Origin of the sequence: Hymenobacter antarcticus (assembly GCF_039539545.1) — a bacterium.
Classification (GTDB): domain Bacteria; phylum Bacteroidota; class Bacteroidia; order Cytophagales; family Hymenobacteraceae; genus Hymenobacter; species Hymenobacter antarcticus.
In genome coordinates this window covers 97,867-124,250 of sequence record NZ_BAABDI010000011.1, presented here as the reverse complement: position 1 = coordinate 124,250, position 26,384 = coordinate 97,867, and the positions used below count along the sequence as shown (strand labels likewise).

The 26,384-nt window shown below is 61.9% G+C and carries 29 protein-coding genes and 1 tRNA gene; 14 read left to right on the top strand and 16 right to left on the bottom strand.

The window, feature by feature from the left end; genetic code table 11:
* Positions 1-107 precede the first annotated feature (107 nt).
* On the top strand, positions 108-2,525 hold the full coding sequence (locus ABD819_RS10035; protein ID WP_345123712.1) for a M4 family metallopeptidase: 2,418 nt from the start codon (positions 108-110) through the stop codon (positions 2,523-2,525).
* A gap of 85 nt (positions 2,526-2,610) precedes the next feature.
* Here ABD819_RS10035 and ABD819_RS10030 read toward each other — a convergent pair whose 3' ends face one another.
* Both ABD819_RS10030 and ABD819_RS10025 read right to left on the bottom strand, forming a co-directional pair.
* Entirely contained in the window at positions 2,611-3,315 is a 705-nt protein-coding gene (locus ABD819_RS10030; protein ID WP_345123710.1) for a hypothetical protein, read from the bottom strand.
* 109 nt (positions 3,316-3,424) lie between these two features.
* Positions 3,425-4,183, bottom strand: a complete 759-nt coding sequence (locus ABD819_RS10025; protein WP_345123708.1) for a tetratricopeptide repeat protein — start codon at positions 4,181-4,183, stop codon at positions 3,425-3,427.
* A 198-nt stretch (positions 4,184-4,381) separates the two neighbouring features.
* Here ABD819_RS10025 and ABD819_RS10020 point away from each other — a divergent pair, with 198 nt between their 5' ends.
* Positions 4,382-5,266 carry an alpha/beta fold hydrolase gene (locus ABD819_RS10020; protein WP_345123705.1) on the top strand — a complete coding sequence of 295 codons (885 nt, stop codon included), beginning with the start codon at positions 4,382-4,384 and terminating at the stop codon, positions 5,264-5,266.
* A gap of 146 nt (positions 5,267-5,412) precedes the next feature.
* On the opposite strand, the gene ABD819_RS10015 is transcribed toward ABD819_RS10020, so the two are convergent.
* The 3 genes from ABD819_RS10015 to ABD819_RS10005 all read right to left on the bottom strand — a co-directional run bounded on the left by ABD819_RS10015 (position 5,413) and on the right by ABD819_RS10005 (position 8,663).
* Positions 5,413-6,588, bottom strand: coding sequence for an amine oxidase (locus tag ABD819_RS10015; RefSeq protein WP_345123702.1), 1,176 nt, complete (start codon positions 6,586-6,588; stop codon positions 5,413-5,415).
* Positions 6,589-6,713: 125 nt separating this feature from the next.
* On the bottom strand, positions 6,714-7,655 hold the full coding sequence (locus ABD819_RS10010; protein WP_345123699.1) for a cation diffusion facilitator family transporter: 942 nt from the start codon (positions 7,653-7,655) through the stop codon (positions 6,714-6,716).
* A 69-nt stretch (positions 7,656-7,724) separates the two neighbouring features.
* Entirely contained in the window at positions 7,725-8,663 is a 939-nt protein-coding gene (locus ABD819_RS10005; protein WP_345123697.1) for a cation diffusion facilitator family transporter, read from the bottom strand.
* Between the two features lie 185 nt (positions 8,664-8,848).
* Here ABD819_RS10005 and ABD819_RS10000 point away from each other — a divergent pair, with 185 nt between their 5' ends.
* On the top strand, positions 8,849-10,249 hold the full coding sequence (locus tag ABD819_RS10000) for an APC family permease (RefSeq protein WP_345123695.1): 1,401 nt from the start codon (positions 8,849-8,851) through the stop codon (positions 10,247-10,249).
* Between the two features lie 16 nt (positions 10,250-10,265).
* Here the strand turns inward: ABD819_RS10000 and ABD819_RS09995 are convergent, their stop codons facing one another.
* The 9 genes from ABD819_RS09995 to rocD all read right to left on the bottom strand — a co-directional run bounded on the left by ABD819_RS09995 (position 10,266) and on the right by rocD (position 17,602).
* Positions 10,266-10,589, bottom strand: coding sequence for a hypothetical protein (locus tag ABD819_RS09995; protein ID WP_345123693.1), 324 nt, complete (start codon positions 10,587-10,589; stop codon positions 10,266-10,268).
* On the bottom strand, positions 10,586-10,798 hold the full coding sequence (locus tag ABD819_RS09990; RefSeq protein ID WP_345123691.1) for a hypothetical protein: 213 nt from the start codon (positions 10,796-10,798) through the stop codon (positions 10,586-10,588). Before ABD819_RS09990 ends, ABD819_RS09995 begins: the two co-directional genes overlap by 4 nt.
* Positions 10,799-10,853: 55 nt before the next feature.
* Positions 10,854-11,585, bottom strand: coding sequence for a DUF92 domain-containing protein (locus tag ABD819_RS09985; protein WP_345123688.1), 732 nt, complete (start codon positions 11,583-11,585; stop codon positions 10,854-10,856).
* Complete coding sequence (locus tag ABD819_RS09980; RefSeq protein WP_345123685.1) at positions 11,573-12,079, bottom strand: GNAT family N-acetyltransferase; 507 nt, start codon at positions 12,077-12,079, stop codon at positions 11,573-11,575. The genes ABD819_RS09985 and ABD819_RS09980 overlap by 13 nt, the downstream gene beginning before the upstream one ends.
* 41 nt (positions 12,080-12,120) lie before the next feature.
* Positions 12,121-13,326, bottom strand: a complete 1,206-nt coding sequence (locus tag ABD819_RS09975; protein WP_345123683.1) for a transglutaminase domain-containing protein — start codon at positions 13,324-13,326, stop codon at positions 12,121-12,123.
* 97 nt (positions 13,327-13,423) lie between these two features.
* Positions 13,424-14,410, bottom strand: coding sequence for a porphobilinogen synthase (hemB, locus tag ABD819_RS09970; RefSeq protein ID WP_345123681.1), 987 nt, complete (start codon positions 14,408-14,410; stop codon positions 13,424-13,426).
* 103 nt (positions 14,411-14,513) lie between these two features.
* A complete protein-coding gene (locus ABD819_RS09965) occupies positions 14,514-14,705 on the bottom strand; it encodes a hypothetical protein (protein ID WP_345123678.1) in 192 nt (63 codons plus the stop codon).
* Between the two features lie 392 nt (positions 14,706-15,097).
* Entirely contained in the window at positions 15,098-16,237 is a 1,140-nt protein-coding gene (locus tag ABD819_RS09960) for an NAD(P)/FAD-dependent oxidoreductase (protein ID WP_345123676.1), read from the bottom strand.
* A 114-nt stretch (positions 16,238-16,351) separates the two neighbouring features.
* Positions 16,352-17,602 (bottom strand): ornithine--oxo-acid transaminase, encoded by a 1,251-nt coding sequence (gene rocD, locus ABD819_RS09955; RefSeq protein WP_345123674.1) that lies wholly within the window; start codon positions 17,600-17,602, stop codon positions 16,352-16,354.
* A 108-nt stretch (positions 17,603-17,710) separates the two neighbouring features.
* On the opposite strand from rocD, the gene ABD819_RS09950 reads away from it, so the two are divergent.
* Complete coding sequence (locus ABD819_RS09950; RefSeq protein ID WP_345123671.1) at positions 17,711-18,121, top strand: Rid family detoxifying hydrolase; 411 nt, start codon at positions 17,711-17,713, stop codon at positions 18,119-18,121.
* Here the strand turns inward: ABD819_RS09950 and ABD819_RS09945 are convergent.
* Positions 18,118-18,609: a hypothetical protein gene (locus ABD819_RS09945; RefSeq protein ID WP_345123669.1), complete on the bottom strand. Its 492-nt coding sequence runs from the start codon at positions 18,607-18,609 to the stop codon at positions 18,118-18,120. The genes ABD819_RS09950 and ABD819_RS09945 overlap by 4 nt on opposite strands.
* Before the next feature lie 81 nt (positions 18,610-18,690).
* Here ABD819_RS09945 and ABD819_RS09940 point away from each other — a divergent pair, with 81 nt between their 5' ends.
* From ABD819_RS09940 to ABD819_RS09895, 10 genes are all read left to right on the top strand, one after another.
* Positions 18,691-18,873 (top strand): C1orf53 family protein, encoded by a 183-nt coding sequence (locus ABD819_RS09940; RefSeq protein WP_345123665.1) that lies wholly within the window; start codon positions 18,691-18,693, stop codon positions 18,871-18,873.
* A gap of 86 nt (positions 18,874-18,959) precedes the next feature.
* On the top strand, positions 18,960-19,199 hold the full coding sequence (gene rpmB, locus ABD819_RS09935) for a 50S ribosomal protein L28 (RefSeq protein ID WP_345123663.1): 240 nt from the start codon (positions 18,960-18,962) through the stop codon (positions 19,197-19,199).
* 325 nt (positions 19,200-19,524) lie between these two features.
* Positions 19,525-21,102 carry an aminopeptidase P family protein gene (locus tag ABD819_RS09930; RefSeq protein WP_345123661.1) on the top strand — a complete coding sequence of 526 codons (1,578 nt, stop codon included), beginning with the start codon at positions 19,525-19,527 and terminating at the stop codon, positions 21,100-21,102.
* 183 nt (positions 21,103-21,285) lie between these two features.
* The gene (gene rpmG, locus ABD819_RS09925; protein WP_168674975.1) at positions 21,286-21,468 is read left to right on the top strand and encodes a 50S ribosomal protein L33; all 183 of its coding nucleotides are present in this window, start codon (positions 21,286-21,288) and stop codon (positions 21,466-21,468) included.
* 8 nt (positions 21,469-21,476) lie between these two features.
* Positions 21,477-21,641 carry a DUF4295 domain-containing protein gene (locus ABD819_RS09920; RefSeq protein WP_210514038.1) on the top strand — a complete coding sequence of 55 codons (165 nt, stop codon included), beginning with the start codon at positions 21,477-21,479 and terminating at the stop codon, positions 21,639-21,641.
* A gap of 222 nt (positions 21,642-21,863) precedes the next feature.
* Positions 21,864-22,835, top strand: a complete 972-nt coding sequence (gene ftsY, locus ABD819_RS09915) for a signal recognition particle-docking protein FtsY (RefSeq protein ID WP_345123658.1) — start codon at positions 21,864-21,866, stop codon at positions 22,833-22,835.
* Positions 22,836-22,919: 84 nt separating this feature from the next.
* Complete coding sequence (locus ABD819_RS09910; RefSeq protein WP_345123656.1) at positions 22,920-23,768, top strand: 3-hydroxyacyl-CoA dehydrogenase NAD-binding domain-containing protein; 849 nt, start codon at positions 22,920-22,922, stop codon at positions 23,766-23,768.
* A gap of 13 nt (positions 23,769-23,781) precedes the next feature.
* Positions 23,782-24,258 carry a hypothetical protein gene (locus ABD819_RS09905; RefSeq protein ID WP_345123654.1) on the top strand — a complete coding sequence of 159 codons (477 nt, stop codon included), beginning with the start codon at positions 23,782-23,784 and terminating at the stop codon, positions 24,256-24,258.
* A 110-nt stretch (positions 24,259-24,368) separates the two neighbouring features.
* Positions 24,369-24,442 (top strand) — tRNA-Asn (locus ABD819_RS09900).
* 341 nt (positions 24,443-24,783) lie between these two features.
* Positions 24,784-25,965 carry a site-specific integrase gene (locus ABD819_RS09895; RefSeq protein WP_345123652.1) on the top strand — a complete coding sequence of 394 codons (1,182 nt, stop codon included), beginning with the start codon at positions 24,784-24,786 and terminating at the stop codon, positions 25,963-25,965.
* Positions 25,966-25,984: 19 nt separating this feature from the next.
* Here ABD819_RS09895 and ABD819_RS09890 read toward each other — a convergent pair whose 3' ends face one another.
* Positions 25,985-26,323, bottom strand: a complete 339-nt coding sequence (locus tag ABD819_RS09890) for a TfoX/Sxy family protein (RefSeq protein ID WP_345123650.1) — start codon at positions 26,321-26,323, stop codon at positions 25,985-25,987.
* Between the last annotated feature and the right edge of the window lie 61 nt (positions 26,324-26,384).

Genomic DNA, 26,384 nt, shown 5'->3' with positions numbered 1-26,384 from the left:
CAAAAAGAGTAGGGTTTCATAATTAAAAGTCATAGGTTGCGGCTCGTTAATTAATAGAAATTTAATTTCTGTTTAACAAACCCAATCATAACCCTCAACGTATTTTCATGAAGAAACAATACTCCGCCGCTGCATTACTCATGCTCGGCACATTGGCTTCGGCCCAGGCGCAGGATGCCTCGCGTATCCAAAGCAAAGTGCTGGGTGAAGATAACCAGCCCGTGCTGGTGCAGTTCAACGCCGAAGGCAAAATGGCCTACCGCGGGGCTGATGCCAACCAGGTGCTGCGCCAGGAGCTGGGCCTGACCACCGCCGACCAAATGGTGGCCCGCACCGCTGAAACTGACCAGCTCGGGTTCACGCACCAGAAATTCGCGCAGTACTACCAAGGCATCCGGGTAGAGCACGCCGACTATACGGTGCACGCCAAAGGCGGAGCTATCGAAAGCATCAGCGGCGATTTCGAGAAGATTTCGAAGCTCAATATCACGCCTTCGCTGGGTGAGAGCGCAGCTTTGACGCAGGCCCTGGCCCACGTAGGTGCCAACAAATACATGTGGCAGACCACCGACGCCGATGCCGCCACGTACCGCCCCAAAGGCGAGCTGGTGGTTGTGCGGGCCACCAGCACCGGCACTTTAGTGCTGGCCTGGAAATTCAACGTGTACGCCGCGCAGCCCATCAGCCGGGCGTTTATTTATGTGGATGCCCAGAACGGTAATGTGGTGCTGACCGATGCCATCATCAAGCACGCGGCGGCTACCGGCACCTTTGCTACGGCCTACAGCGGCACCCGTTCTTTTGCCGACGGCACTACCACCGGTGGCTTCTTTCTGCGCGAAGGCACCACCCGTGGTCTGGGCATCGAAACCTACAACGCCAGAAAAGGCAATAGCTACACCGCCGCCGTTGACTTCATCGATGCCGACAATAACTGGACGGCCACCGAATACAACAACGCCAACTTCGACAACATTGCCGGTGATGCCCATGTGGGCGCGCAGGCTACCTACGACTATTGGAAGAACGTGCACGGCCGTAACTCCTACGACAACGCCGGCGCCAAAATCAAAAGCTACGTCCACTTCGACGACGTGCCCGGTGGTGCTGGCTATGAGAATGCCTACTGGAACGGCTCGGTGATGACCTACGGCGACGGCGCGACGCGCTTCCGCCCGCTGACCTCGCTGGACGTGTGCGGCCACGAAATCGGCCACGCCGTGTGCGAAAAAACCGCCAACCTGACTTACTCGAACGAGTCGGGGGCAATGAACGAAGGCCTGTCCGACATCTGGGGCGCTTCGATTGAGGCCTATGCCGTAGCTACCCTGGGCTTCACTTCGGGGGGCGTAAAAGCCAAGTCGACCTGGCTGATTGGCGAGGAAATCGACAAAGTACAAGTAGCGCTGCGCTCGATGAGCGACCCCAAGTCGCTGGGTCAGCCCGCCTACTACAAGGGCGTGAACTGGTACACCGGCACGGGCGACAACGGCGGCGTGCACACCAACTCGGGCGTGCTCAACCATTGGTTCTACATCCTGACCGTGGGCAAAGCCGGCACCAACGAAGGCGGGGGCGTGTACAGCGTGACGGGCGTGGGCATCGATGCCGCGGCTAAAATTGCCTACCGCATGGAAAGCGTGTACATGACGGCCAGCTCGACTTACGCGCAGGCCCGCTCATTCTCCATCCAGGCCGCTACCGACCTGTACGGTGCCGGTTCGGCCCAGGTCACGGCCGTTACCAACGCCTGGTTTGCCGTGGGCGTAGGCGCTGCGGCCGGCACCACGCCTCCCCCCACTGTTACCTATTGCACCAGCAAGGGCACCAGCCAGGCTTATGAGTTCATCGACTACGTTGCCGTAGGTACCCTGGCCCGCACCTCGGGTGCCGACGCCGGCTACTACAACGGCACGGCCCTGACGGCCCCCAGCCTCACGGCCGGTGTTTCGCAGACCTTCTCCGTATCGGCCGGTTTCGTGGGCACGGCCTACAGTGAGTACGTGAAAATGTACATCGACTACAACAAGAACGGGCTGTTCACCGATGCCGGTGAGTTGGTCATCAATGCTGCTGCCAGCAGCAGCACCACTACCCGCTCGTTTGCTTTCACGATACCCACCACGGCCAAAAACGGCACCACCCGCATGCGGGTAGTACTGAGCGACAACTCGGCTACCACCAGCTGCAACAGCTACAGCTACGGCGAAACCGAAGACTACACGGTCAACATCACCGGCGGTGCTGCCCTGGCTCCGGCCACCCTCACCGGCACTACCACGGGTACCACCGAGGTTCGCAGCCTGGTGCTGTACCCCAACCCGGCCACGGAGATGCTCAACGTAGCCCTGACCGATAACTCGGCCATCACCAGCGTGGTCGTGAGCGACGTGCGCGGTGCCCGCATCGAAGGCCTGTCCTTCAGCAACGGTACGCTGCAAATCAGCCGCCTTGCCAAGGGCATGTATACCCTGACCGTGAGTGACGGCCAGAAAGTGTACCACCAGCGCTTCGTGAAGGAATAGTCTTCCTTCTGAGGTCAACCAAAGAGGCCCGTCAGCATTGCTGACGGGCCTCTTTTTTGTGCCTGATTTTGGGTAGCGCCGAGGCTTACTCCAGCGAGTAATCCAGCTTGAGCATCACGGTGCCAAAGCCGTCGTTGTTAGCCGAGGCCCCGCCGAGACGCAGGTTAATATCGTCGAGATGGTCGGTGGTGGTGAAGTAGTAGTTGCCTTCGAGGCCCACGCGCAGCTTGTCGATGAGGCGTACCGTGAAGCCGGCCCCCACCGGGGCCACGCCGGCCAGGGCGGGGTAGTCGTTGCGTTCCGGAGCCAGGAAGGAAGTGCCGCCAGTGGCGCGCTCGGTGCCGACGTAGGATTTGGGGTCATAAAGCAAGAGGCCCGCGCCGCCCTGCACGTAGAGCTGGAAAATCGGCGCTTCGGCCATGGAAGCGGCAAACACCGACTCATCGGGCAGCAAATCGAAGCGGAGCAGCACCGTGCCCAGCCCATTGGTGCTGGTGAAGGCGAGGCCGCGCTCTTTGGCTTTGTCGCGCGCGCCCAGCTTCAGGTAGGAGAACTCGCTGCCCAGGTGCAGGTGCGGCGTGAGACGGTAGAGCACGCCCGCACTCAGGGCCGGGCCCAGGAAATTATCGCCGGGGCTGTTGCCCAGGTCGCCATTGTAAAGCCCCGTGCCGCCGCCGAGCGTGACGTGCAGCGGACCCCGGAAGTAGGGGCGGCCCTGGTGGTTGTAGTACCGCGCCTGGCGCTGGTGCTGGGCCTGGGCCGTCTGGCTGCTAAAGAGGCCAGCGGCCATTACTCCCAAAATCAACGCTTGAAACCGCATACTATCCAGATAAGATGAAAAAACTGCTTGTACGGTTCCCAACGCCCAAACCGCCGGAATCCGTTTAACCCCCCCCGGCTTATTTGAAGATACCCTGGGGGTCGGGCAGCTTGGCCAGCAGGTCGCTGATGAGGCTGAAATCGAGGCTGCTCACGCTCAGGGCCTGGCCTTTGTGTACGGCGGCCCAGGCCTCGGCGTATTTTTCCTGGTAGTAGAAACCACGGGCCTGCTGCTGCCAGGCCACGGCGTTGGCCGGGTCGATGGTGGTGGCGCGCTGCAGCAGGTCCATGCCGGCGGTCAGGTCCTTTTTCTTCTTGGTCTGGCCGTAGCGAATGAGGTAGCTGGTGCCTAAATCGCTGAGCATGGGCGCGCTGGCCGGCGTCAGGGCCAGGCCCTTGGCGAGCAGGCCAATGGCGGCATCGGGCGTGGGCTGGGCGCTGGCCACGATGCCCAGGCCGCGGTAGGCATCGGCATTTTGCTGATTCAGCAGCCAGGCCAGGTTGAAGCGGTAGGCCGCCGTGTCGGGCTGGTTCTCGTTGAGGTATTCGTAACCCTTGGTCGAAAAAAATGCGCTGGCCTCGGCCGGCGACGCGAAGCTGGCGGCAATGGCTTTCAGTTGGGCTTCGCCTATGATTTGCGTGGCCTGGGCGGGCGTGAGGCCGCCAAATAGCGGCAGCAGGCGGGCCGGCCGCGCCGGGGGCGTGGCAGCCAGGCTGCCGTCGGCGTTCACGGGCTTGCCCTTGCGCTGCGCCTGGGCGGCGGGCGCTGCCAGCAGGCCCAGTAGCAGTGCGGCGGCCAGCGCCTGCGAAAAAGATTTGAAGGTGATGGAAATGAACACGGCTACGAATAAATAATGAGAAAGCACCAGCCACTCAAAAAAGGGCCCGGTGCGGTTGCTGACAAAGATAAAGCCAAGCCCGGCACGGACCGGCCGCCGTCGCCGCAGCGGGCCCGGGCAAACTGTGGCCGGCCCTGGGGCGTAGGTGAGCCATTCTGCCGGCAATTGGCAGAGGTTTCATTCCTGCTTCCTGACCTTATGCGTCGTTTTTTCCTGCTTACTCCCGTAGCGCTGCTGCTAGCGGCCATCGTAATAATATTGGCCACCGAATACGTGGTGGCCCGCCCCAGCCACCGCACCAAAGACGTGGCCTACGTGCCCGCCTCCGCCCCTGATTTCGACAAAGAGCGCCACATTCTGGACGTGTATTCGCCCAAAAAAGCGGCCCCGAACGCGGCCGGCTACCCGGTGGTGCTGTTCATCCACGGCGGCAGCTGGACGAGCGGCAGCAAAAACATCTACACCTTCATCGGCCGGCGGCTAGCCAAGCAGGGCGTGGTGGCCGTGCTCATCAACTACCGCCTGGCACCGCCCGTGCACGTACCCGAGCAGGCCGCCGACTGCGCCCGCGCCCTGGCCTGGACCGTGCAAAACATCAAGCAATACGGCGGCGACCCCGCCCGCGTGTTCGTGATGGGCCACTCGGCCGGTGGCGGCCTGGCCGCCCTGCTCGCAACCGATGACGCCCTGCTCGCCGCCCACGGCCTGCCCCAAAACCCCGTGCGCGGCGCGATAATGGACGACCCCGCCGGACTCGATATGTACTCCTACCTCAAAGAAATGAAGTACGAGGGCGACGAGAAGTACAAGGTGCCCTTCGGCAACGACCCCGCCGTATGGAAGCAGCAGTCGGCCATCTACAAGATTAAAGCGGGCATGCCGCCGTTCATCTTCTACATCGGCGGCGAAACCTACCCCAGCATCAGCGGCAGCTCGGGCCGCTTCCGCGACCGGCTCAAGGCCATTGGCCAGCCGGCGCCTTACACCATTATTCCCGGCCGGCACCACATCCCCATGGTATTGCAGCTGTACTGGAAGGATAATATTATTTACCAGGGCCTGCTGAAAATGGTGGGGGCGTGAGGGACGTTACTAAAAAGAACGTCATGCCGAGCGCAGCCGAGGCATCTCGCAGGCTACAGTAACTCAATCGTTGAACGATGCGAGCAAGATGCCTCGGCTGCGCTCGGCATGACGTTCTTTTTATTCGACCAAAACCCTGCGCAACGTCAGTTCTTCATTCTTAATTCTTCTCCAACCAGCTTCTGGGCCGTTAGCAACGCTTCGGCGCTGGGCTGGTGCAGCACCCGGGCGGGGCCGGGCTGGCGCAGGTCGGCATCCCAGAGGCCGGACTGGTGCCACTGGTCGAGGTGGTCCCAATCGGGCCGGTCGATGATGGGGTAGAGGCAGATGCCCTGAAACGGCAGGCCCAGGCGGAGCACGGCGGCGCATTCATCGGCAATCATGCGCAGCCAGGCGGGGCGGTCCACGCCCGGGTGGCTGGTTTCGGTGAGGGCGAAGGGGCGGCCGTAGCGGCGGTGGGCGGCGCGCAGCAGCTCGCGCAGCGGCACCCACCGCGGGTCGGGCACGTCATCGCGCCAGCCCAGCTTGTTGGGGGTGCCGTTCTGCCACTGGTTGTCGTAGTAATAATTGAAGCCCACGATGTCGAGCAGGCCTTCGTGGCCGCCCAGCTCGGGGCACATGCGCCCGCTCAGCATGTCGGTGGCCTGAAACTGGTTGTCGTGGGCTTCGCGGGCCCAACGCCGCTCACGGGCTGAGGCATTGAGTGGCGGCACTATGTTCACCAGCGGCTCGGTGCTGAGCATGCGGATAGTTGGGTCGGCCTCGCGCAGGGCGTGGGCTCCTTCGATGTAGGCGCGCATCAGGCCGTATTTCACCTCCCAGCCCTGGTGGTTGCAGTAGGGCGTGGTGCCCCGCGCATCGCCGCCCAGCCAGGAAATGAAGCTCACTTCGTTGATGGGCGTGACGATGAGCACATCGTCGGGCCGCTGGCCGCGATAGAACGCGACGAAGGCGCGGCAGAGCGCGGCAAAACGCCGGGCAAATTGCGGGTGCAGCGGCGTGAGGTCATCGGGGTAGCCGAAGTGGCACAGGTCCCACACCTGCTGAATGCCGTGGCGCGGCCCGGCGGCCAGCATTTCCCGCACCGTGCTGAAGTCGTACTGATAGGGCGTTTTTTCAATCTGAGCCCAGCGGATGCCCTCGCGCACGGTGCCCACGCTGAACGGGGCCAGCGCCGCATAATCTTCATCGATGAGCTGCAAGTGGCCGGTGAGGGGCAGGAAATCGACCCGCTGGCCGAAGCAGTTGAGCTGGTCGGTGCATTCGTAGCCGCCCCACCAGAAAGAACGGAACGGGCTGTTTGCGGGAGTTGGAAGGGCCATAACGGGGGGCTGCGTGGAACAAGCGGCGGCCCGCATCAGCTCAGGAGCTGGTGCGGGCCGCCGCTTGTTTTACCCCGGCAAGGCCGCCGGGGTTATGGTTGGGCACCGGTAGGGCGGGGGTGGGGCTAGTCGGCCGGCTGGGCCCGGGCGCGGTCAGATAGGGATTTGGCCTCGATAAAAATGCGCTTCATCTCTGGATATTGGGCCCGGATGGCATCCTGCAGGCCGTCGATGGCCCGCTCTACCTCTTCGGAAGTGAGATGGTGGGCGAATTCCACATCGAGGGCCAGCACTACATCGGTAGGGCCGAGGTAGGTAGTGAGCGGCGGGCCTACTTGGTCGATATCGGGCCGCGCGCGCACGATTTTTTTGATGTTCTCCAGCGTTTCGTCGTCTACGCCCGTGCCTATCAGCAGGCCTTTGGTTTTATAAATAAGGAAAATGGCCACGCCCACCAGCAGCGTGCCGATGCCAATGGAAGCCGCCCCGTCGAGGTACGGATTGTTCAGCAGGTGCCCGAAGTACACGCCGGCCAGCGCAATCACCAGGCCCAGCAGCGCGGCCAGGTCTTCGAGCAAAATGGCAAATACCGACGGGTCTTTGCTGCGGCGCAGAGTGGCCCAGAAGCCGGCATCGCCTCGGTCGGCATTGAAAGCCTTGAAGGCCAGATAGCAGGAAATACTTTCGAAAACCAGCGACAGGCCCAGAACCCAGTAGTTCCAGGTGGGGTCGGTGATGGGGGCGGGGTGCTTGAGGTGCTCTATCCCTTCGTAAAACGACATGCCGCCGCCCACCGAAAACACCAGAATGGCCACAATCAGGGCCCAGAAATAGAGCTCTTTGCTGCGCCCAAAGGGGTGGCGGGCATCGGCCGGCTTCTCGGCCTGCCGCACGCCGTGCAGGATGAGGATGCCATTGCCGCTATCAACGAGCGAGTGAATGCCCTCCGAGAGCATGGCCGACGACCCGGTGAACGCCGCTGCCACGAACTTGCTGGCAGCAATGGCAATGTTGGCCCCAATGGCCCCGTAAATGGCAAGTTTTGAAGAGGAAGCGTTTGCACTCATGTCGTGCCTTACGCAAGAGCGGAGCCTGGCGTTGGGCGCATCCGGTGGGGCGGGGCCGCGCGGCTTGCCTTAGGCTGCGGCCGTAGCCGTGGCCGGGTGGCCCTTCAACGACGAGGCCTCAATAAAAATCTGCCGGAATTCGGGGTATTTGGCTTGGATGGCGGCTTGCAGGCGCTGCACGGATTCCTCCACTTCCACGGCCGTGAGGTGGTCGTGAAAGTCAATATTGAGGGCCAGGATGGCATCGACCGGGCCGAGATACATGGTGAGCGGGGCCCGCAGGTGGGTCACGCCCGCATCGGCCCGGGCCAGGGCTTCGAGGTCGCGCAGCACGTCGGCACTGGCTCCTTCGCCCAGCAGCAGGCCCTTGGCCTCGCGCAGCATGAACACGGCCATGCCCACGAGCAGCGCCCCGATGGCCATCGAAGCGCCCCCGTCGAAGTACAGATTATTCAACAGATGACCGAAGAAAATGCCGGCCAGCGCAATGACCAGGCCCAGCAGCGCGGCCAGGTCTTCGAGCAGAATGGCGAACACCGCCGGGTCTTTGCTCGTGCGCAGGGCCTGCCAGAAACCCTGCTCGCCCTGGGTTTTGCGGAACTCGCGGTAGGCCAGCGTGCAGGCCACGCCCTCAAACACCATGGCCAGGCCCAGCACCCAGTAGTTCCAGGTGGGGTCGGTGAGCGGGGCGGGGTTGCGCAGGTACTGGTAGCCTTTGTAGAGCGACATGCCCCCGCCCACGGCGAAGATTAAAACGGCCACGATAACCGTCCAGAAATAGATTTCCTTGCTGTAGCCGAAGGGGTGGCGCTCGTCGGCGGGCCGGGCGCTGCGGTTCATCCCCAGCAAAATGAGCCCGCCGTTGCCGCTGTCCACCAGCGAGTGAATGCCTTCCGACATCATGGCCGCGCTACCGGTGAAAAAGGCGGCCACGAATTTGGAAACGGAAATGGCCAGGTTGGCCCCGATGGCCCCGTACACTACTATTTTTGAAGAACTGCCAGCCATTGATGAGAGATGAAATTTGGTGAATTGCTGCCGGGTTTACGCGGCGGCGGCGGCCGGGGTTGGTAACATGTGGCGCGGACTTTAGCTGCGCTGACCTTTGGTTGTAGTCCGCGTCCTCACGCCATTAGAACTGCCGCGACCTGCGGGCGGACGCGGACTACAAAGTCCGCGCTACTTTCGTCCTCATGTCCGCACCTACTTTGCAGCGCCGCCTCGGCCTGGTTCAAGCTACCGCTCTAAATATGATTGACATGGTGGGCATTGGCCCCTTTGTCACCCTGCCGCTCGTCATGGGCTTTATGGGCCCCAACTTCCTGTTGGCCTGGCTGGTGGGCGCGGCCCTGGCCGCCGTCGATGGCCTGATTTGGAGCGAGCTGGGCGCGGCTTACCCCGAAGCCGGCGGCAGCTACCGCTTCCTCAAGCTGGCCTACGGCGAGCAGAAGTGGGGCCGCTACATGTCGTTTCTCTACGTGTGGCAGACGCTTATTCAGTCGCCGCTGGTGCTGGCCTCGGGGGCCATCGGCTTCGCCCAGTATTTCGGCTACCTCGTGCCGATGACCGAGTGGTGGCAGCCCAAGGCCGTGGCCGGCACCGTGGTGCTGCTGCTGGTGGCGCTGCTCTACCGCCGCATCGAGGACATCGGTAAGCTGGGCGTGGCGCTGTGGGTGGGCGTGCTGGGCCTCATGGCCTGGCTGATTTTTGGCGGCCTCACGCACCCCAACCACCACGTCGATATTTTCCCGGTGGGCGGCTTTTCGGCGCTGCCGGGCCTGCTCATATCGGCCGCCATGGGCCAGGCGGCGGTCAAAACTATTTATTCCTACCTCGGCTACTACAACGTGTGCCACCTCGGGGCCGAAATCGTGAACCCGCAGCGGGTGATTCCGCGCAGCATTTTCCTCAGCATTCTGGGCATCGCGGCGCTGTACCTGCTGCTGAACTGGAGCGTGGGCACCGTCATTCCCTGGCAAGAGGTGAAAGCCTGGCAGGCCGGCGCGGGCGACAAGTCGCAGTTTATCATCAGCGTGTTTATGGAGCGGCTGTATGGGCCGGCCGCCGCGCAGGCGGCCACGGCGCTGGTGCTGCTGGTGGCGTTTGCGTCGCTGTTCGCGGTGCTGCTGGGCTACTCGCGCATCCCGTACGCGGCGGCGGCCGATGGCGAGTTTCTGCCCATTTTCGGCAAGCTGCACCCCACCAAAAACTTCCCCTACGTGTCGCTGCTGCTGCTGGGCGGCGTGGGCTTCGTGTTCAGCCTGCTGTTCCGGCTGGGCGAGGTGATTTCGGCCATCCTGGCCATGCGCATCCTCGTGCAGTTTGTGGGCCAGGCCGTGGGCCTGATACTATTGCGCCGCCGGCGCGGCACGGCATCGCTGCCATTCAAAATGCCGCTCTACCCGCTGCCCGTTATCCTGGCCATTATCGTGTGGCTGTTCGTGTTCGTGGGCATCGCCCCGGCCGAGGTGACGTGGGGCGGGGTGACTTTTAAAGTGTATTTCCAGCTCGCGGCGCTGGGCATGATGGCGCTGGGCACGGGCGCGTTCCTGCTCTGGAGCCGCCGGTTGGGGCGGTGGCCGTTTGCGCGGTAGGCCGGAAAACTATTTGTTAGGCGGGCAACGATAAGTCATCAGGACGCTGCCTGGCTGCATAAATTAGCAGAAAAGATACCTCAGCTTCCGTTACGCGGTAAATCAGCACATGTTCGCGTCGGAAAACTGCCCGGCGGTAATCCCGGTCAGGATATTGGCGAACCGGGTACCGGGGATAAGCGTGGGGGAAAGGCCCGATAATATCACAGGCAAAATCAACAATAGAAGAGCTGATTTGCCGCCCCCGGACCGCATCAAACTGACTATGATAGGCCTGAATGGCCGCCAATCCATCTAAAAATGCCGGGGTTAGATTAACCTCGCGCGTGCTTTCGCTCATAGCCCCAGCCGTTGCCGGGCTTCGGCAAACGAAAGCCGGGGCTGCCCGTCAGAGGCGACGATTTGTGCTTCTAATTCGTCGTCCGACAAAGATTGCCAGGGCGCGGCAGCAGCAAAGCGGATAACGTTGCGCTTCGACAATGCTTCCAGAATAGCCGCCACCATTTCCTCATCGTCCGGCGCGATAATGTCGAGTGTGTACGTTTTCATGCTTCAATGTACATACAAAGGCCAGAACTGGTTCGGTGTCCGGCACCGGCATCGGCTACCCCAGCCAATACCCCAGCCCGCCCGCTACCAGCGCGCCGGTCAGGGTATTGAGAAAATTGACGGCGTTGTTGCTGAGGTAGCCGCGCCGTTCCAGCGTAGCGCCCAGCACCGAATCGGCCAGGTTGCCGGCCGTGCCCGCCACCAGCAGCCACCCAAACGCTGGCCCCCAGCCAAAACCCAGGCAGTAGGCCGCCGCCAGTACGGCCGTGCCCGCGAGCCCCAAGGCCGTGCCTTCCAGGCTCACCACGCCGTTGAGGCCGCGCGCATCGGGCTTCAGCGTGAGGATGTTGTAGTAGCGCCGGCCGTACAGGTTGCCCAGCTCCGAGGCGAGGGTGTCGGCGGTGGCGGCGGCGAAGCTGCCGGCCAGCATCAGCTGGGCCAGTTGGGCGGCGGGCGGAAACTGCCAGGCCAGCAGGCCCAGCAGGCCAGCCAAGCCGGCATTGGCCACCACCTGGCCGGCGGTGCGGCGGCCCCGGTTTTCTTCGGCCAGCCCGAGGCGGCGCTTGTCGGCCACGCGCCAGCCGGAAGCGGCCGTGCCCAGACCAAAGAACAGGGCCAGCAGTGCCAGCCCCGCGAAGCCGCTGCCTAGGTAAATCAGCAGCCCCAGCGCGCCACCCGTGCCAGCGGCGGCCGTGGTCAGCTTGCCCGCTTTCACGCTGTACCACATACCCAGGCCGAGCAATAGCAGCACCAAACTGAGCCGGAAGAAGTCCATCACCCCAGCCACTTCTCGTAGCAAAAAAACCGTAGCCCCGGCCGAAACGCCAGCGTAATCTCACCCGCAAACCGGTAGCCCAGCTTCGGAAACAGCCGTTGCGTGGCGGCGTTCTCGGAGTTAGTGTCGACGCGCAGAACGCGCAGTCCCTGCGTTACAGCCAGCCGCTCAGCCTCGGCCATCAGCGCCAGCGCTACGCCCCGGCCCTGCGCGGCCGGGTCCACGGCCAGGCGGTGGGTGACGAGGGCGGGCTCGGTCGCGTCCCAGTCGGCCTGGGCGTATTCTTCGTCCTGGTCCTGGGTGAGGGCGGCCACGCCGGCCATTGCGCCCGCGAGCTCACCCACCCAGAGACAGCTGCGCTCGATGTCGGCGGTGAATACGACCTCGTTCGGATAATCCGCCGACCATTGGAAGTTGCCGCTCGCGCGCATCAGCGGTACCACCCGCCGCACCAGGGCGAGGATGGCGGGCAGGTCGGCCAGGGTGGCACGGCGGGTGATGAGCATGAGCGGCGAAATAGTTGAGGATAAGTGAGCCCGGCCGCCCGTCAGCGCATCATTTCATTGCGCCCGCCAATATTGCTAAAGTTCATGAATAGAGCCGGCCGCAGCAGCTTGTTGGTGTTCAGGTATCGGTCCATGAAGGCCTGGCAGTTGTGCAGCTTGGTTTCGGCTTCCCGCAGCGAGGTTTCAAACTCCCTGATAGACCCCAGATGCGCAGGGTTCCGGGTCTGAACGGCCGCCATCAGCTCCTGGGCGCGGCTGAAATGCGCCGTGATGGCCGGCACCAGCAGCTTCAGCTCCGCATCGGTTTGGCGGGGCTGAAACTGGCGGTTGAAGAACTCGACGAAGGCATTGAGCTGGGCGGCGCTTTGGTTGTATTCGCTCAGGGCCTCGTTGTAGGTGTCGATGTGCAGGTTTTCTTCCCGGCTGCGGTTGTTGGCCAAATGGGTAAAAATTAACCCGCTTTTGACGCCATTCTGCTCAATTCGCCGGTTGGTGGCGTGCAGCCGCTGCTTCGCGCTCTGCTGTGTGTACACTGCCACCGAATCGGCAAAGGCAAAGGCCGGGTGGGGCGTAGCCGGCGTGAGGCCCTGCTGAAACTGCTGGGGGGTGCGGGGCGCGGGCAGCAGCTGCCACAGCGGGTCGAAGGGCATATGCAACTCAATAAACAACTTTGGTGGTGCCCGGAAATACTCGTTGTTGAATTGGAATGCAAACTTGTTGTTCTCTACCCGGCCTGCGGCCCAGGTCGGGTCCAGCAGTTGCCACTGGCCGGCAATGCGGCTGGCGCACCAGGCGTGGCCCACGGCATCGCGCAGGCTGGTGTAGCCGGGTACCACGTAGGTCAGCACGCCCGCTTGGTTGGCCAGGGCAGCGTATAGCTCGGCGTAGTGTCGGCACACGCCCCGGCGCTGGTCCAGTGTTTCCTGCACCACCACAGCTGGTTCCCGCTCATATTCCAGCACAAACATATTGTCCACATCGTAGCGGATGTGGCGGGCCACCCACACGAAGGCGGCGCGGGCCCGGTCGCCTTCCGTCGGAAAGGAGGCCGTGATAAAGCGCGCCAGCCCGCCCACCGTCCGGGCCGACGAATCGGGCACCTGCCGCATTCGGGCATCCACGGCCTGGTAGGGCGCCGAGGCAGCCGGCCGGGGCTTCGGCTTGCTCCCCTGCGCCCGCACGGGGTGGACCAAGCCAGTCCACGCCAACAGCGCCAGTAACCCACAACGGTAGAGAAATGAGGTCATAACAATAAACAGGCACGCTGCCCACCAACAAAATTGGGCAAATCCGGCGGCATTACCCACGAAATTTGCCCAACGCTGCTAAATATCACAAGCGGTGCTACCCGCGCCGCAGCACGGCGGCCGCTTCCTTGGCGAAATAGGTTAGAATGGCGTCGGCCCCGGCGCGCTTGATGCTGGTGAGGACTTCCATCATGGTCTTTTCGCCGTCGAGCCAGCCGTTTTGGGCGGCGGCTTTCACCATGGCGTACTCGCCCGATACATTATAGGCCGTCACGGGCAGGTGGGTGCGCTCCTTCACCGCATGAATCACGTCGAGGTAGCTCAGGGCGGGCTTTATCATCACCATGTCGGCCCCTTCGGCCTCGTCGAGGGCCAGCTCGCGCAGGGCCTCGCGCTTGTTGGCGGGGTTCATCTGGTAGCTCTTCTTATCGCCTTTCTTGGGCGCTGAATCCAGCGCGTCGCGGAACGGACCGTAGAAGGCCGACGCGTACTTGGCCGTGTAGCTCATAATGCTGACGTGGCTGAACGCATTCTCATCGAGCACCCGCCGAATCCAGGCCACGCGGCCGTCCATCATGTCGCTGGGCCCGATGATGTCGGCGCCGGCGCGGGCCTGGGCCAGGGCCATCTGGCCCAGCACTTCTAGGGTGGCATCGTTGAGGATTTCGCCCGATTCGGCGTCCACTACGCCATCGTGGCCGTCGCTGCTGTAGGGGTCCATGGCCACGTCGGTCATCAGCACCACGTCCGGAAACTGCCGCTTGATGTCGGCCACCGTTTTCAGGTAGAGGCCTTCGGGGTTGGCCGATTCCCTGGCCAGCCGGTCCTTCAGCGCGTCGTTGATGCTGGGAAACGGCGCGAAGGTTTTAATGCCCAGCTCCACGCACTGGCCCACTTCCTCGATGATTTTATCGGCCGAATACCGGTAGATGCCGGGCATGGACTTCACTTCCAGCGCCTGGTTCTGGCCTTCAATCAGGAACAGCGGAAAGATGAAATCGTGGGTGGTGAGGCGGGTTTCCTGCACCATGTCCCGAATAACTTCGGACTTGCGGTTGCGGCGGGGGCGTTGGGTGGGGAGCATATATCGTGAAGCGCGGGCCAGGAGCCCGGTATGAAAAATCTGGAAGAAAAAGCGCGAACTTAAGAAGCGAAACGAGGCCACAAAGTTCGCCCCGAACCCCGCACTACCGCCCAAACGGGTCGAGGTACGCCACCAGCACGGCCAGCGCCGCCGCGCCCGCCACAATGCCCCACACCAGCCCGCCACCGCTCAGCAACAGCCCAATAAGGGCAATGGGAAGAACTATCAAGCCCAACACGCCCAGCACGGTGGTGCCCAGGCCCGCCTCCGCCGTGGCGTGTGGGCGTTGCAACACTGCCCGCCGATGAGTCACGGACTTGCTTTGGGCAACCCCAGCCAGGGCCGTTGGAACAGCCGCTACAGTTGCTGGCCGGGGCCGCTGCCGCATTCGGCTTCGTGGCTGAAACCCGGGTTGGGGCATTGGTGATACTGTAACTGCTGTTGCAGTTGCCGCCGCCGAGTCTTCAGCTGCTACTGGCAATGCCGCTGCTAACACCCGCAACCGCCCCGGGGCCGGCTGAAACGAAAAGCCGGGCCGGCTGCTCTGGCAGCTGCTTGCCAGGCCTGCTACCGCTATCAACAGTACCAATAAACGGGAATGAAACAAGTGAAAACGCGTAGCAAAAAGCATAAGAAAAGCCGGAAGTGAGGTCTGAGCACTACTGTACGAATATCGGCCGGTTTTCGCTACCCGAGCGTCAGCTTCTCGGCCGCCTGCCACCCTGTGCCCGCGCCCATGGCCACGCCCATGCCGTTGCAGCGCACGGCGGCCAGCACGCCCGGCCGCACCCAGTCGATGATAGGTGCCAGCGCCGGTCCAAAGCCCATCACCCCGCTCCACCGAAAGTCGATGCGGGGCCGCTGGCCGGGTAGTATTACCGTGTGCAGCAGGTTTTCGAGGTATTGTTGCACGGGTAGCGTAAGGCCGGGCACGGTGGTGGTTTCAGCGGTAAAATCGAGGTTGCGGCCGCCACCCAGCAACACGCGGTGGTCGGGCAGCTGGCGGAAGTAGGCGTAGCCGTGGTCGTAGTGAAAAGTGCCCGGCAGCGACACTTCGGGCAGCGGCTCGGTCACCAGTACCTGGCCCCGGCCGGGCGTCACGGCCAGCTCGGGCAGCAGCTCGGTGGCGAAGGCGTTGGTGGCCAGCAGTACCTGGCTGGCTTCAATAACAGCCCCGTTGGCTAGCCGCAGCTGTTGGCCCGTGGCCGATGCTTCTATCGTGTCCACCGCGCAGTTGGTAAGTACCGGCACATCGGCGGCCCAGGTGTGGGCCAGCAGGGCGCGCATCATGCGGCCGGCATCGAGGCTGCCTTCGTGCTCATTTCTGAGCAGCGTGCCCACGCCCCCAAAGCCGAAACGGCCGGCCTCGTCACTGGCGTCGCGGAAGGTGCGGGCGTGGCCCACCACCGGGGCCAGTAGCTGGTTGAAGTAGTCGATTTTGTCCCGGCACTCCGCCGCCAGCGTGGCTTCTTCGTGCCGAAACAGCTCGTAGCCACCCACCGGCTGGTAGTCGAGCGCGGCATCGCCCAGCAGCTCGCGCAGCCGGGCTAGGCCTTCGCAACGGGCCGCTACCACGGCTTGCAGGTCGCCGCACTTTTCCTGCTCAATCAATTCTGAAATTGACCCGAAGCAGGCAAAGCCCGCATTCTTAGTCGAAGCCCCGCTGGGCAGCGGGCCGCGCTCCAGCACCACCACGCGCCAGTCAGGCCGGCGCTGCTTCAGGTACAGCGCCGCCGTGAGCCCCACCAGCCCCGCGCCAATAATGGCCACGTCGGCCGGCCCGAAAAAGGCTTGGTGCTCCCAGTACGATAGCGCGAAGTCTCGCAACGTTTTAAAAATTAAGTTTCGCGAGGAGTAGTCCGTACTGGTCTCGCAAAGGGTGTTGTCCGGCGAAGAAAACTTCGCAAAACTTAAATCTTAAAACGTTGCGAGGCTTCGCGCTCAGAAGGCCAGAATAACCTCCTCAATCACGTCGCAGGCCTTGTGCAGCTCCTCCTCCGTAATCACCAGCGGCGGGGCGAAACGGATGATGTCGCCGTGCGTGGGCTTGGCCAGCACGCCGCGCTCCATCAGGGTCACGCACACGTCCCAGGCGGTGCGGCCGTCCGCGGCGGGTACGATGATGACGGCGTTGAGCAGGCCTTTGCCGCGCACCAGGTCCACGGTTTCGGGGCGCTGGGCTTGCACCTGGCGCATCCGCTCGCGGAATATTTCGCCCAGGCGGGCGGCGTTGTCGGCTAGCTTTTCATCAATTAATACATCCAGGGCGGCGCGCATCACGGCGCAGGCCAGCGGGTTGCCGCCAAACGTGGAGCCGTGTTGGCCGGGCTGAATCGTGAGCATAATGCTGTCATCGGCCAGCACGGCCGACACCGGCAGCACGCCCCCGCTCAGGGCCTTGCCCAGAATCAGGATGTCGGCGTGCACGGCTTCGTGGTCGCAGCACAGCAGCTTGCCGGTGCGGCCCAGTCCGGTCTGGATTTCATCGGCGATGAATAGCACATTCTGCGCCTTGCAGAGCGCTGCCGCTTGGGCCAGGTAGCCCACGGCCGGTACCATCACGCCCGCTTCGCCCTGGATGGGCTCGACCATAAAGGCGCACACGTGCGGGTCCTGCAAAGCCGCTTCCAGCGCCTCAATATCGTTGTAAGGCACCACCTGGTAGCCCGGCGCAAATGGCCCAAATCCGCCCGTGCTGTCGCCATCGGTGCTGAAGGAAATAATGCCCGTGGTGCGGCCGTGGAAGTTGTGCTCGGCCACGAGAATGCGGGCCATGTTCGGGGCAATGCCTTTTTCCTGGTAGCCCCACTTGCGGGCCAGCTTCAGGGCAGTTTCCACGGCCTCGGCCCCGGAATTCATCATCAGGGCTTTGTCGTAGCCAAATAATTCGCAGAGCTGCTGCTCGGCCGCCCCCAGCTGGTCGTTGAAAAAGGCCCGCGACGTAAGCGTGAGCTGCTGCGCCTGCTTCGTGAGGGCGTCGATAATGCGCGGGTGGCAGTGGCCCTGGTTGACAGCGGAATAAGCGGAAAGAAAGTCGAAGTAATGCTTGCCATCGACATCCCAGAGGTTCACGCCTTCGCCCCGGTTCAGCACCACGGGCAGGGGGTGGTAATTGTGCGCTCCATACTGGTCTTCGAGCTGCATCAGCTGCTCGGCGCGGCTGGTGGTTGCGGTGGCGGTGGTGGCGTTCATGGGTGGGCGTGATGAGTGAGTAGGGCAGTGGTAATGCTGAACTGCTCAAAATTACAAACAAAGCGGCTGCTGTTCCGATTGCCGCCCCGTCCGCCTACTTTTATCCCCATGGAAACGCTACACCACCTCGATGCGCCCCAGGCCATCGGCCCCTACGCCCAAGCCATTGTGGCGGGCGGCTTCGTCTTCTGCTCCGGCCAAACGCCGCTCGTGCCGGCGTCTATGCGCATCGAGGCCGACACCATTGAGGAGCAAACCCGCCAGGTGCTGGCCAACCTCAGTACCGTGCTATCGAGCCGTAGCCTCGGGCTGGCCGACGTGGTGAAAACCACCGTTTTTCTCAAAAACTTTGCTGATTTTAACCGCATGAACGCCGTGTACGGCAGCATGTTCGGCGCGCACCGCCCCGCCCGTAGCACCGTCGAAGTATCGCGCCTGCCGCTCGATGCCTTGGTGGAGATTGAGTGCATCGCGGTAATTCCTGCCGCCACCGCCCCCCAGCCCGCGCCGGGGCACTAGCGAAGGGGCATGCTTTCCATCTGGCGGGCCGTGTCGGTATAGCGGCCCACGTAGTTGCCCTCTTCGCGGCCGCTGGCCCGCAGCAGCGTCCAGTCTACCACCGCGGTTTCGGGGAAGCTCACGGGCAGGGGTTCGGCCGAGTCGGCCACCTCGGGCAGCAGCAGGGCCTGCACCGTGGTGCCGTGCCAGCCCAGCACCCGCGCCGATGCCTGCCGGAAGCTGGTATCGGTGGCCACCACCCGCACCGAGAGCAGGAACTGGTCGCCGCTGGGCAGCCCGGCCAGAAACTTTTTCTTGGCCTGGGGCAGCGTCCGCAGGGCCTCGCGCACTGGGTCGGCCAGCGCCGACTCATGGCGGGCCAGGGCCGGGCGCACGCCCGCCGGGGCCGTGGCCGCCGTCAGCACCACCGGGGCCTGGGCCCGGGCCGAATCTACTGTTCCCAGGAAAGATGCTGCCAGCAGCAGCCCGAGTGCAAAAGGTGTTTTCATGAGAAAGGATTGTAGATTAACAACAGCAAGATACCACCGCGAATGGTTCCAACCGCCGGGGCCCGTAGCTTTGTGGTCTCCATGCCCGCTCCCGCCCCCCAGCCGCTGCAACCCGGCGATTTTTACTACACGCCCGAAGGCTACCTTGTCTTCACCGAGCAGTACCACCGCCGCCGGGGCAGCTGCTGTCAGAACAGTTGCCGGCACTGCCCCTGGAAATTTCGGCCCAAACCAGCCCCTGAGGGCGCATCTGACCAGAAATAGGGTGGGGTGTTTGGTGAATGCCAGACTTTTGCCGATATTTGCGGCCCGTTTCCCTGCTTTGTAATAAAATTTAACCCTCCGATATCATGGCCCGTGTTTGTGATTTGACCGGCAAGCGTACCCGCGTTGGTAACAACGTTTCGCGCGCTAACAACAAGACTAAGCGCAAGTTCTATCCGAACTTGCAGAAAAAGCGCTTCTACATCCCCGAGCAGGACGCTTGGGTGACGCTGAAAGTAGCTACCTCCACCATCCGCACCATCAACAAGAACGGCATCATGTCGGTATTGAAGAAGGCTAAGGAGCAGGGCTTCATCGTTTACTAGATTTGAGTGCTGAGTAGCCGGTATCCCAAGGGGTTAGCCAGATTCGTCGGCTGATTGCCCGATACTGAATACTTATGACAATCAGACAAAGCCAGCGCCGGTACAGCTGCCTCTCAGGCAATTGTACCGGCGCTGGCTTTGTCTGTGGGCGGGTATCTTGCCTAGTGGCTTGTTCCTTTTGCTAACGCTTCTTCTTCTACGCCCGATGCGGTTCTCGTTTTCCCGGTTACCCTTGCCGCGTCGGTGGGGGTGCGTTTCATCGGTCGTAGTAGGCGGTTGGCTGTTGCTGGCCGGGTCCAGTGCCGCTGCGCAGGCCCCCGCCTCCGTGCCCGAGCTGCTGTCATCGGCAGCGCCGCCCGCCCGGCCCACCGATTTTCTGTCGCCGGCCTTCCATCGGCAGCGGCGCGAGCTGCTGCGGGCCAGGCTGCCGCCGCAGGGCGTGGCCGTGGTGTTTGCCGCGCCCGTGCGCAACCGGGCCAACGATGTGAACTACGTCTACCACCAAAACCCTGACTTCTACTACCTCACCGGCTACGATGAGCCCTATGCCGTGCTGCTGCTGTTCAAGGAGCCGCGCACCGTGGCCGGGCAGGCCGGCGTGACCGAGGCGCTGTTCACCCAGCCCCGCGACCCCGCCCGCGAGCAATGGACCGGCCGCCGCCGCGGAGCTGCTGATGCCAAAACCCAGCTGGCCCTGCAGTTCACCGCCGATAACCGGGAATTTGCCGCTGCCGGTATCAAGTGGGCTGATTTCGACCACCTGCTGTTCACCGACCTGCCCACCGACACTCGCGACGACCAGACCAACGCGGCTGACCTGCACAGCCTGGTAGCCACCTTCCGGCAGCAGGCCGGCGTACCGGCCGACTACAACCCGACACTCGGCGAGCACGAGAGCGTTATCCGGCGCTACGGTGTCCGCAACGACAAAGCCGTGGCTGAATACCTTGCTACCCAGCTCAAGGAAAACCCGGCGCTGGCCGGCACGCCCTTGGTGAAAGACTACCTGGCGGCCACCACGGCCACTGCCCGAGAGGCTGCCATTGCCGCTCATCCTCCCGGCCGTTTCGATGGCGGCGCACTTGGTGAAAGTCTGGACGAGCTGCGGGCCATCAAAACGCCCGAAGAGCTGGCTTTGCTCCGCCGCGCCATCCGCATCAGCGCCCAGGGCCAGCGCGAGGTGATGAAGCTGTTGCGTCCCGAAATGGGCGAAATGGACGTGCAGGGTCTGCACGAATACGTGTACCGCCGTTACGGAGCCGAGTTCCAGGGCTACCCCAGCATTGTGGGCGGCGGGGCCAACGCCTGCATCCTGCACTACGAAACCGACGACCGCCAGCACCTCGACAACGACCTCGTGCTGATGGACTGCGGGGCTGAGTACCACGGCTATTCCGCCGATGTGACGCGCACCGTGCCGCCCTCCGGCAGGTTCAGCCCCGAGCAGCGGCAGATTTACGAGTTGGTGCTGGCGGCTCAGGAGGCGGGTTTTGCCGCCTGCCGCCCCGGTGCGGCCTTTGATGCCCCCAACAAAGCCACCCAGGACGTGATAACGGCGGGCCTGCAAAAGCTCAACATCATCAAAAAGAAGGACGAGATGCGGCGCTATTACCCGCACGGGGCCAGCCATTATCTCGGCCTCGACGTGCACGACCGCGGCAGCTACGGCCCGCTGCAGGCCGGCAACGTCATCACCGTCGAGCCCGGCATCTACATCCCCGCCGGCTCGCCCTGCGACCCCAAGTGGTGGAATATCGGCGTGCGCATCGAAGACGACGCCCTGATTACCGCCACCGGCTACGAGAACCTTTCGGCCGAAGCCCCCCGCACCGTAGCCGATATCGAAAAGCTAATGGCCGAACCCAGTGCGCTGGAAGGCTTTATGCTGCCGGATTTGAAATAGCAGGTTGGAGCTGTATGATTGTTTAAACGCACTTTCTGGTTCGGCCGTCATATTCATCTGAACAAAGGATACTTTGCCTCACTTCTGCTTATCCGACTGAAAGTTGCGCAACATTCCTTTGTCGTTTCCAAAAAGACACGTACCTTTGCAGTCCTAAATTTAAAAACACACACCCCCGTCGAGATGGCCAAGAAAGGAAACCGGGTGCAGGTTATCATGGAGTGCACCGAGCATAAAACCTCGGGCCTGCCGGGCACCTCGCGCTACATCACCACCAAGAACCGCAAGAACACCCCTGAGCGCATCGAGCTGAAGAAATTCAACCCGATTATGCGGAAAATGACCGTTCACAAGGAAATTAAATAACCTGAACAATGGCTAAGAAAGTAGTTGCTACGCTGAAAACCGTAGAAAATGCCAAGAACTGGGCAAAAGTGATTCGTGCCGTTAAATCGGAGAAAACCGGAGCTTACACGTTCCGCGAGGAAATGGTGTTGCTCGATAAAGTGCAGGAGTACCTGGCTACCGGTAACAAATAAGTTACCCGCTGGCTTCGGCTCCGTAAGAGTTTAAAAAGTCCCACCTTCGTGGGACTTTTTGCGTGTAATACCATCTGTCATGCGGACTTTTGCCGTGCTGACGAACGGAAGGTCGGCGTCAGCCAGGGAAGCGGCTTATCCAGGCTGTTTCTTACAGAGTTACTAATCCGAGTCCTGCGAACGTGATAAGGTGCTTCGCAGGCTCAGCATGACAGAACCCCCATGGGCCTCTTCGATTTTTTTAAAAAGGACAAGGAAAGCACTACGCAGCAAGCCTCGCTTGATGCCGGGCTGGAAAAGACTAAAACCAATTTTTTTGAGCAGCTGAGCAAGGCCGTGGTGGGCAAAAACACCGTGGACGAAGCCGTGCTCGACGATTTGGAGACGCTGCTGGTGCACGCCGACGTGGGCATCGATACGACGGTGAAGGTGATTGACCGCATCGAGGCCCGCGTGGCCCGCGACAAGTACGTGAATACCTCAGAGCTGGACCGCATCCTGCGTGAGGAAATCGTGGCCCTGCTCGAGGATAACAAGTCCGGCTCGACGGCCGTGCTCGACCGCGCTGGCAGCACCGGGCAGCCCTACGTGATTATGGTGGTGGGCGTGAACGGCGTGGGCAAAACCACGACCATCGGCAAGCTGGCCCACCGCTTCCACTCGGCGGGCAAGACGGTGGTGCTGGGCGCGGCCGATACCTTCCGGGCCGCGGCGGTCGACCAGCTCATCATCTGGGGCCAGCGCGTGGGCGTGCCCGTGGTGAGCCACGGCATGAACACCGACCCGGCTTCCGTGGCCTACGATGCCGTGCAGAAAGGCGTGGAGATGGGGGCCGACGTGGTTATCATCGACACCGCCGGCCGTTTGCACAACAAGGTGAACCTGATGAATGAGCTCAGTAAAATCAAGCGCGTGATGCAGAAGGTGATTCCGGATGCGCCGCACGAGGTACTGCTGGTGCTGGACGGCAGCACTGGTCAGAATGCCTTCCTGCAAGCCAAGGAGTTTACCAAGGCCACGGAGGTGACGGCCCTGGCCATCACCAAGCTCGACGGCACGGCCCGCGGGGGCGTGGTTATCGGCATTTCGGACCAGTTCAACATTCCGGTGCGCTACATCGGGGTGGGGGAGAAGATGACCGATTTGCAGCTGTTCGACCGGCACACGTTTGTTAATTCGCTTTTCAAAAAGTAAGAATCCGGCGAAATCAAGCCGAATAAAGCAACGGCCCGTTCCGGCAAGTACTACTTGCCGGGGCGGGCCGTTTACCTTCGCGCCATGAACGAAATGCAGACACTTGCCGTGGTGGGAGCCGGCACCATGGGCCTGGGCATTGCTCAGCTCGGGATTCAGCACGGCCTGCCCACTATTTTATTCGACCTGAATCCTGCCGCGCTCGAAAAAGCGCAGGTGGCCATCGCGGCCGGCCTGGGCAAGCTGGTAGAGCGCAACAAGCTCACTGCTGAGGCCCGCGACGCGGCCCTCGCCCGCCTCACCGTCACGACTGACCTAAGCATCGTGCAGGCCGACCTAATCATCGAGGCCGTAGTGGAGCGGCTCGATGTGAAGCACCAGCTGTTTCAGGAACTGGCCGCGCTGAATAAGCCGACGACCATCCTGGCTTCCAACACCTCCTCATTGCCCATTACGCAGTTGGCCGCGCCCGTGCCGCACCCGGAGCGCGTGGTGGGCATGCACTTTTTCAACCCGGCCCCCATCATGCCGTTGGTGGAGGTAATCAGTGGCGTGGCCACTGCTCCAGCCGTGGCCGATGCTGTGGAGGCTCTGGCCCGCCGCCTGGGCAAAACCCCGGTGCGCGCCGCCGATGCGCCGGGGTTTATCGTGAACCGCGTGGCCCGGCACTACTACGTGGAGAGCCTGAAAATAGTGGAGGAGCAAGTGGCTCCGTTCGAAGTAGTAGACGAATTACTGGAAGCCAGTGGATTCAAAATGGGCCCTTTCCGGTTGATGGACCTGATTGGCGTCGACACCAACTTCTCGGTGACCAGCGCCATGTTTGCCTCTTTCCATCAGGATGCCAAGTTCCGGCCCAGCCGTATTCAGCAGCAAAAAGTGGATGCCGGCCACCACGGCCGCAAAACCGGCCGGGGGTTCTATACTTATTAACGAAGAGTGAGGAATGAAGAACTACCAATGGAATCTCCTGGCACGCCGGTTATCGGCCCTCGTTCTTCCGGCTTGCGTTGTCGTTCTAGCCGCCTGCGGGGCGAAAAATGACGACCAGCCGCTTATTCCTTATGCGCCGGTCAACCTGAGTATCAATATCACCAACCAACAGTACGCCGAGCTGCGCAAGGATAATGGTGTGGTGACATTGCCCGTGAAAGGCCCGGCCGGTGACGGCGGCGTGAAGGGGGTGATTGTGGTGCATCAGGCCGGGGCCAGCTACCTGGCTTTCGAACGGAATTGTCCCTACCAGCCATTCAATGCCTGTGCTCTGGTGAGCGTGGACCGCAATTCGCGGCTGTTTTTGAAGGATTCCTGCTGCAATTCGCAATTTGATTTGCGCGGCCAGATAACTGGCGGCCCTACTCCCCGGCCTCTTAAACAGTACAGCACCAGCCTGCAAGGGGCTTTGCTCAATATCACTAACTGAAACGAAGCATAAATTTTTAGAAAAAAATGTGCGTTAGGCTTGTGCCTTTTTAGAGAAGGTCGTAAGTTTGCAGTCCGAAACAACAACAACCGGGTTTCGGCTAGAAAAAAGCTTCCTTAGCTCAGCCGGTTAGAGCATCTGACTGTTAATCAGAGGGTCCCTGGTTCGAGCCCAGGAGGGAGCGCTACGACCGAAAACACCCGCCGATAACCGGCGGGTGTTTTTGCGTTTATGCCTTTTCGGTGCTGCCAGGGCATAATCAGGTGAACGGAGGGCTTGTCAATTCGGTCATGTTCGGCTATCTTCGGGCATGAACCAGGACGGGAACCGGGACGATAACCGGGACGAATCCAGGCTAGAACGCCTAATTATTGCTGATTTATGGGCCAGGACTTTCGATTCAAGCGCAAGATTAGCGTGCAGATTTACCTGCGGGTAAAGGAGGCCGACCGGCAGGGCTACTGCCCGCTGCGGCTAACCGCACGCTGGCACGGGTAGGGAATTCAGGAGCAAGCCAGGGAAAGAGTGCTGCCACAGCTGATTGGGAAGAATGGTGAGATGGAAACGTTGTGGCAGAGCGAGGCACAAGGAGTGCTGCGCGGACACGAAGACTATGTGAACATTAACGTGCGGCTGACTGAATGGAGAAAGACAGTAATCGACGCCTTCCACCGCTTATTTGATGAGACTCCTTTTGAGCGGGTGAGCAAGACGGCGCTGCTCGCGGCGATTCATCCGGGTGCCAAACCCAAAGAGGTGCCGGCAGTGGTGGCGCCGGTGGTCGGCCGCACTTTCCGGGAAGTGCTGGAGGAGTGGAAGGAGGAAAACCGCAACCTGGCCAAGGACTCGCTGCGCAAGTACGACCAGCTGGCCACGATGATGGAGGTGTGGCGGCCGGAGCTACGGCCCGAACAGGTGACGCAGAAGGTGGCCAAAGAGTACCAGCAGCATCTGCTGGACCTGCAGAAATCGGACGCGACTATCAAGGTGCATTTCACGGGCCTGCGCAAGTGCTTTGAGCAGATGAACCTGAAGGCAGATATGCCCTGGCTCCAGTATTCGGCCAAGAACGCGCCGCAGTTGGATTTGGAGATGGAAGAGGTTCGCCGGCTCATCAGCTGGCGGCCGACTTCAGAGGTTTTGGCCGAAGAGCGGGACCGGTGGCTGTTTCAGATGTTCAGTGGGCGGCGGTACGAAGACCTGGAGAAGTTCGACAAGCGCGAGCGAATCAATCTGACGCTGGAAGACGGCAGCAAGGTGCCGGCGCTGCTACACGCGCAGGGCAAGACGGGTAATGATGCAGCGGTGCCGCTACCGCCTATTGCTGTAAAGATTGGGGAGCGGTGGGGTTGGCATTTTCCAGCGCGCAACTGGCAGCAGCGCGGCGACTGGATTAAGGAAATTGCCAAGGGGGCGGGCCTGACCCGGGAGTGGGACGACCGGCTGATTACGGGCGGCAAGGTGGTGCACAACTGGCGGCCGATTCATCAGGTCATCGGAACTCACACGGCGCGGCACACGGCCGGCACGTTGCTCAAACAAGTCAGCGGCGGAAACAAGGCCCTCGCTAAGATGGTGCTAGGGCACGCCGATGAAGACGTAACGGACCGGTATGCCAAAGACAAGGCCCGGCTGCTGGCTCCGGCGGTGCTCGATGCGTGGCGGGTGGTGCTCGGCGAATGGTACGACGGGGAGCCGGCGCGGTAAGCATCATTGTGCATTTACACTACTGGCCGCCACGCTGTTTTTTAGTTTTAGGTTTGGGCTCCGGCAATTCTTCCACCGTCAGACGGGCTAGATTTGCCAGCCACTCCCGGTCCTCTAGCTGCTCTTCAACCAGAAAACAGGGCTTTGCGCCTGGATAAGGCGCGGCCTCAGTTACTTCCGGTAAGAAAGCCCGCCCCGCTGCAGTAGGCTTAACGTATAGTTTGTTGTCACAAACCAGGGCAAAGGGCTTACCGTCCCAATACAGGGTGTACTCCCCAAACATTTTCCTGGCGGTAACGTGACCGGAGCCGTTAAACTGCTCAACGACAAATTCGGCAAATTGTGGGGTAGAGGCCATTGCACAGGGGATGTAATTAAGGTGTTGCTAGTCTACTTGGTTTGAGCTTAGTCTGTCGGTC

Bases quoted from the DNA above. Each gene is read 5' to 3' on its own strand.
- ABD819_RS09950 (WP_345123671.1), top strand. From the start codon at position 17,711: ATGGAAACGCTACACCACCTCGATGCGCCCCAGGCCATCGGCCCCTAC.
- ftsY (WP_345123658.1), top strand. From the start codon at position 21,864: ATGGGCCTCTTCGATTTTTTTAAAAAGGACAAGGAAAGCACTACGCAG.
- ABD819_RS09940 (WP_345123665.1), top strand. From the start codon at position 18,691: ATGCCCGCTCCCGCCCCCCAGCCGCTGCAACCCGGCGATTTTTACTAC.
- rpmB (WP_345123663.1), top strand. From the start codon at position 18,960: ATGGCCCGTGTTTGTGATTTGACCGGCAAGCGTACCCGCGTTGGTAAC.
- rpmG (WP_168674975.1), top strand. From the start codon at position 21,286: ATGGCCAAGAAAGGAAACCGGGTGCAGGTTATCATGGAGTGCACCGAG.
- rocD (WP_345123674.1), bottom strand. From the start codon at position 17,602: ATGAACGCCACCACCGCCACCGCAACCACCAGCCGCGCCGAGCAGCTG.
- ABD819_RS10015 (WP_345123702.1), bottom strand. From the start codon at position 6,588: ATGGCCCTTCCAACTCCCGCAAACAGCCCGTTCCGTTCTTTCTGGTGG.
- ABD819_RS10030 (WP_345123710.1), bottom strand. From the start codon at position 3,315: ATGGCCGCTGGCCTCTTTAGCAGCCAGACGGCCCAGGCCCAGCACCAG.
- hemB (WP_345123681.1), bottom strand. From the start codon at position 14,410: ATGCTCCCCACCCAACGCCCCCGCCGCAACCGCAAGTCCGAAGTTATT.
- ABD819_RS09905 (WP_345123654.1), top strand. From the start codon at position 23,782: ATGAAGAACTACCAATGGAATCTCCTGGCACGCCGGTTATCGGCCCTC.
- ABD819_RS09910 (WP_345123656.1), top strand. From the start codon at position 22,920: ATGAACGAAATGCAGACACTTGCCGTGGTGGGAGCCGGCACCATGGGC.
- ABD819_RS10010 (WP_345123699.1), bottom strand. From the start codon at position 7,655: ATGAGTGCAAACGCTTCCTCTTCAAAACTTGCCATTTACGGGGCCATT.
- ABD819_RS10020 (WP_345123705.1), top strand. From the start codon at position 4,382: ATGCGTCGTTTTTTCCTGCTTACTCCCGTAGCGCTGCTGCTAGCGGCC.
- ABD819_RS09920 (WP_210514038.1), top strand. From the start codon at position 21,477: ATGGCTAAGAAAGTAGTTGCTACGCTGAAAACCGTAGAAAATGCCAAG.
- ABD819_RS09990 (WP_345123691.1), bottom strand. From the start codon at position 10,798: ATGAAAACGTACACACTCGACATTATCGCGCCGGACGATGAGGAAATG.
- ABD819_RS09890 (WP_345123650.1), bottom strand. From the start codon at position 26,323: ATGGCCTCTACCCCACAATTTGCCGAATTTGTCGTTGAGCAGTTTAAC.
- ABD819_RS09945 (WP_345123669.1), bottom strand. From the start codon at position 18,609: ATGAAAACACCTTTTGCACTCGGGCTGCTGCTGGCAGCATCTTTCCTG.
- ABD819_RS09975 (WP_345123683.1), bottom strand. From the start codon at position 13,326: ATGACCTCATTTCTCTACCGTTGTGGGTTACTGGCGCTGTTGGCGTGG.
- ABD819_RS09980 (WP_345123685.1), bottom strand. From the start codon at position 12,079: ATGCTCATCACCCGCCGTGCCACCCTGGCCGACCTGCCCGCCATCCTC.
- ABD819_RS10035 (WP_345123712.1), top strand. From the start codon at position 108: ATGAAGAAACAATACTCCGCCGCTGCATTACTCATGCTCGGCACATTG.
- ABD819_RS10000 (WP_345123695.1), top strand. From the start codon at position 8,849: ATGTCCGCACCTACTTTGCAGCGCCGCCTCGGCCTGGTTCAAGCTACC.
- ABD819_RS10005 (WP_345123697.1), bottom strand. From the start codon at position 8,663: ATGGCTGGCAGTTCTTCAAAAATAGTAGTGTACGGGGCCATCGGGGCC.
- ABD819_RS09995 (WP_345123693.1), bottom strand. From the start codon at position 10,589: ATGAGCGAAAGCACGCGCGAGGTTAATCTAACCCCGGCATTTTTAGAT.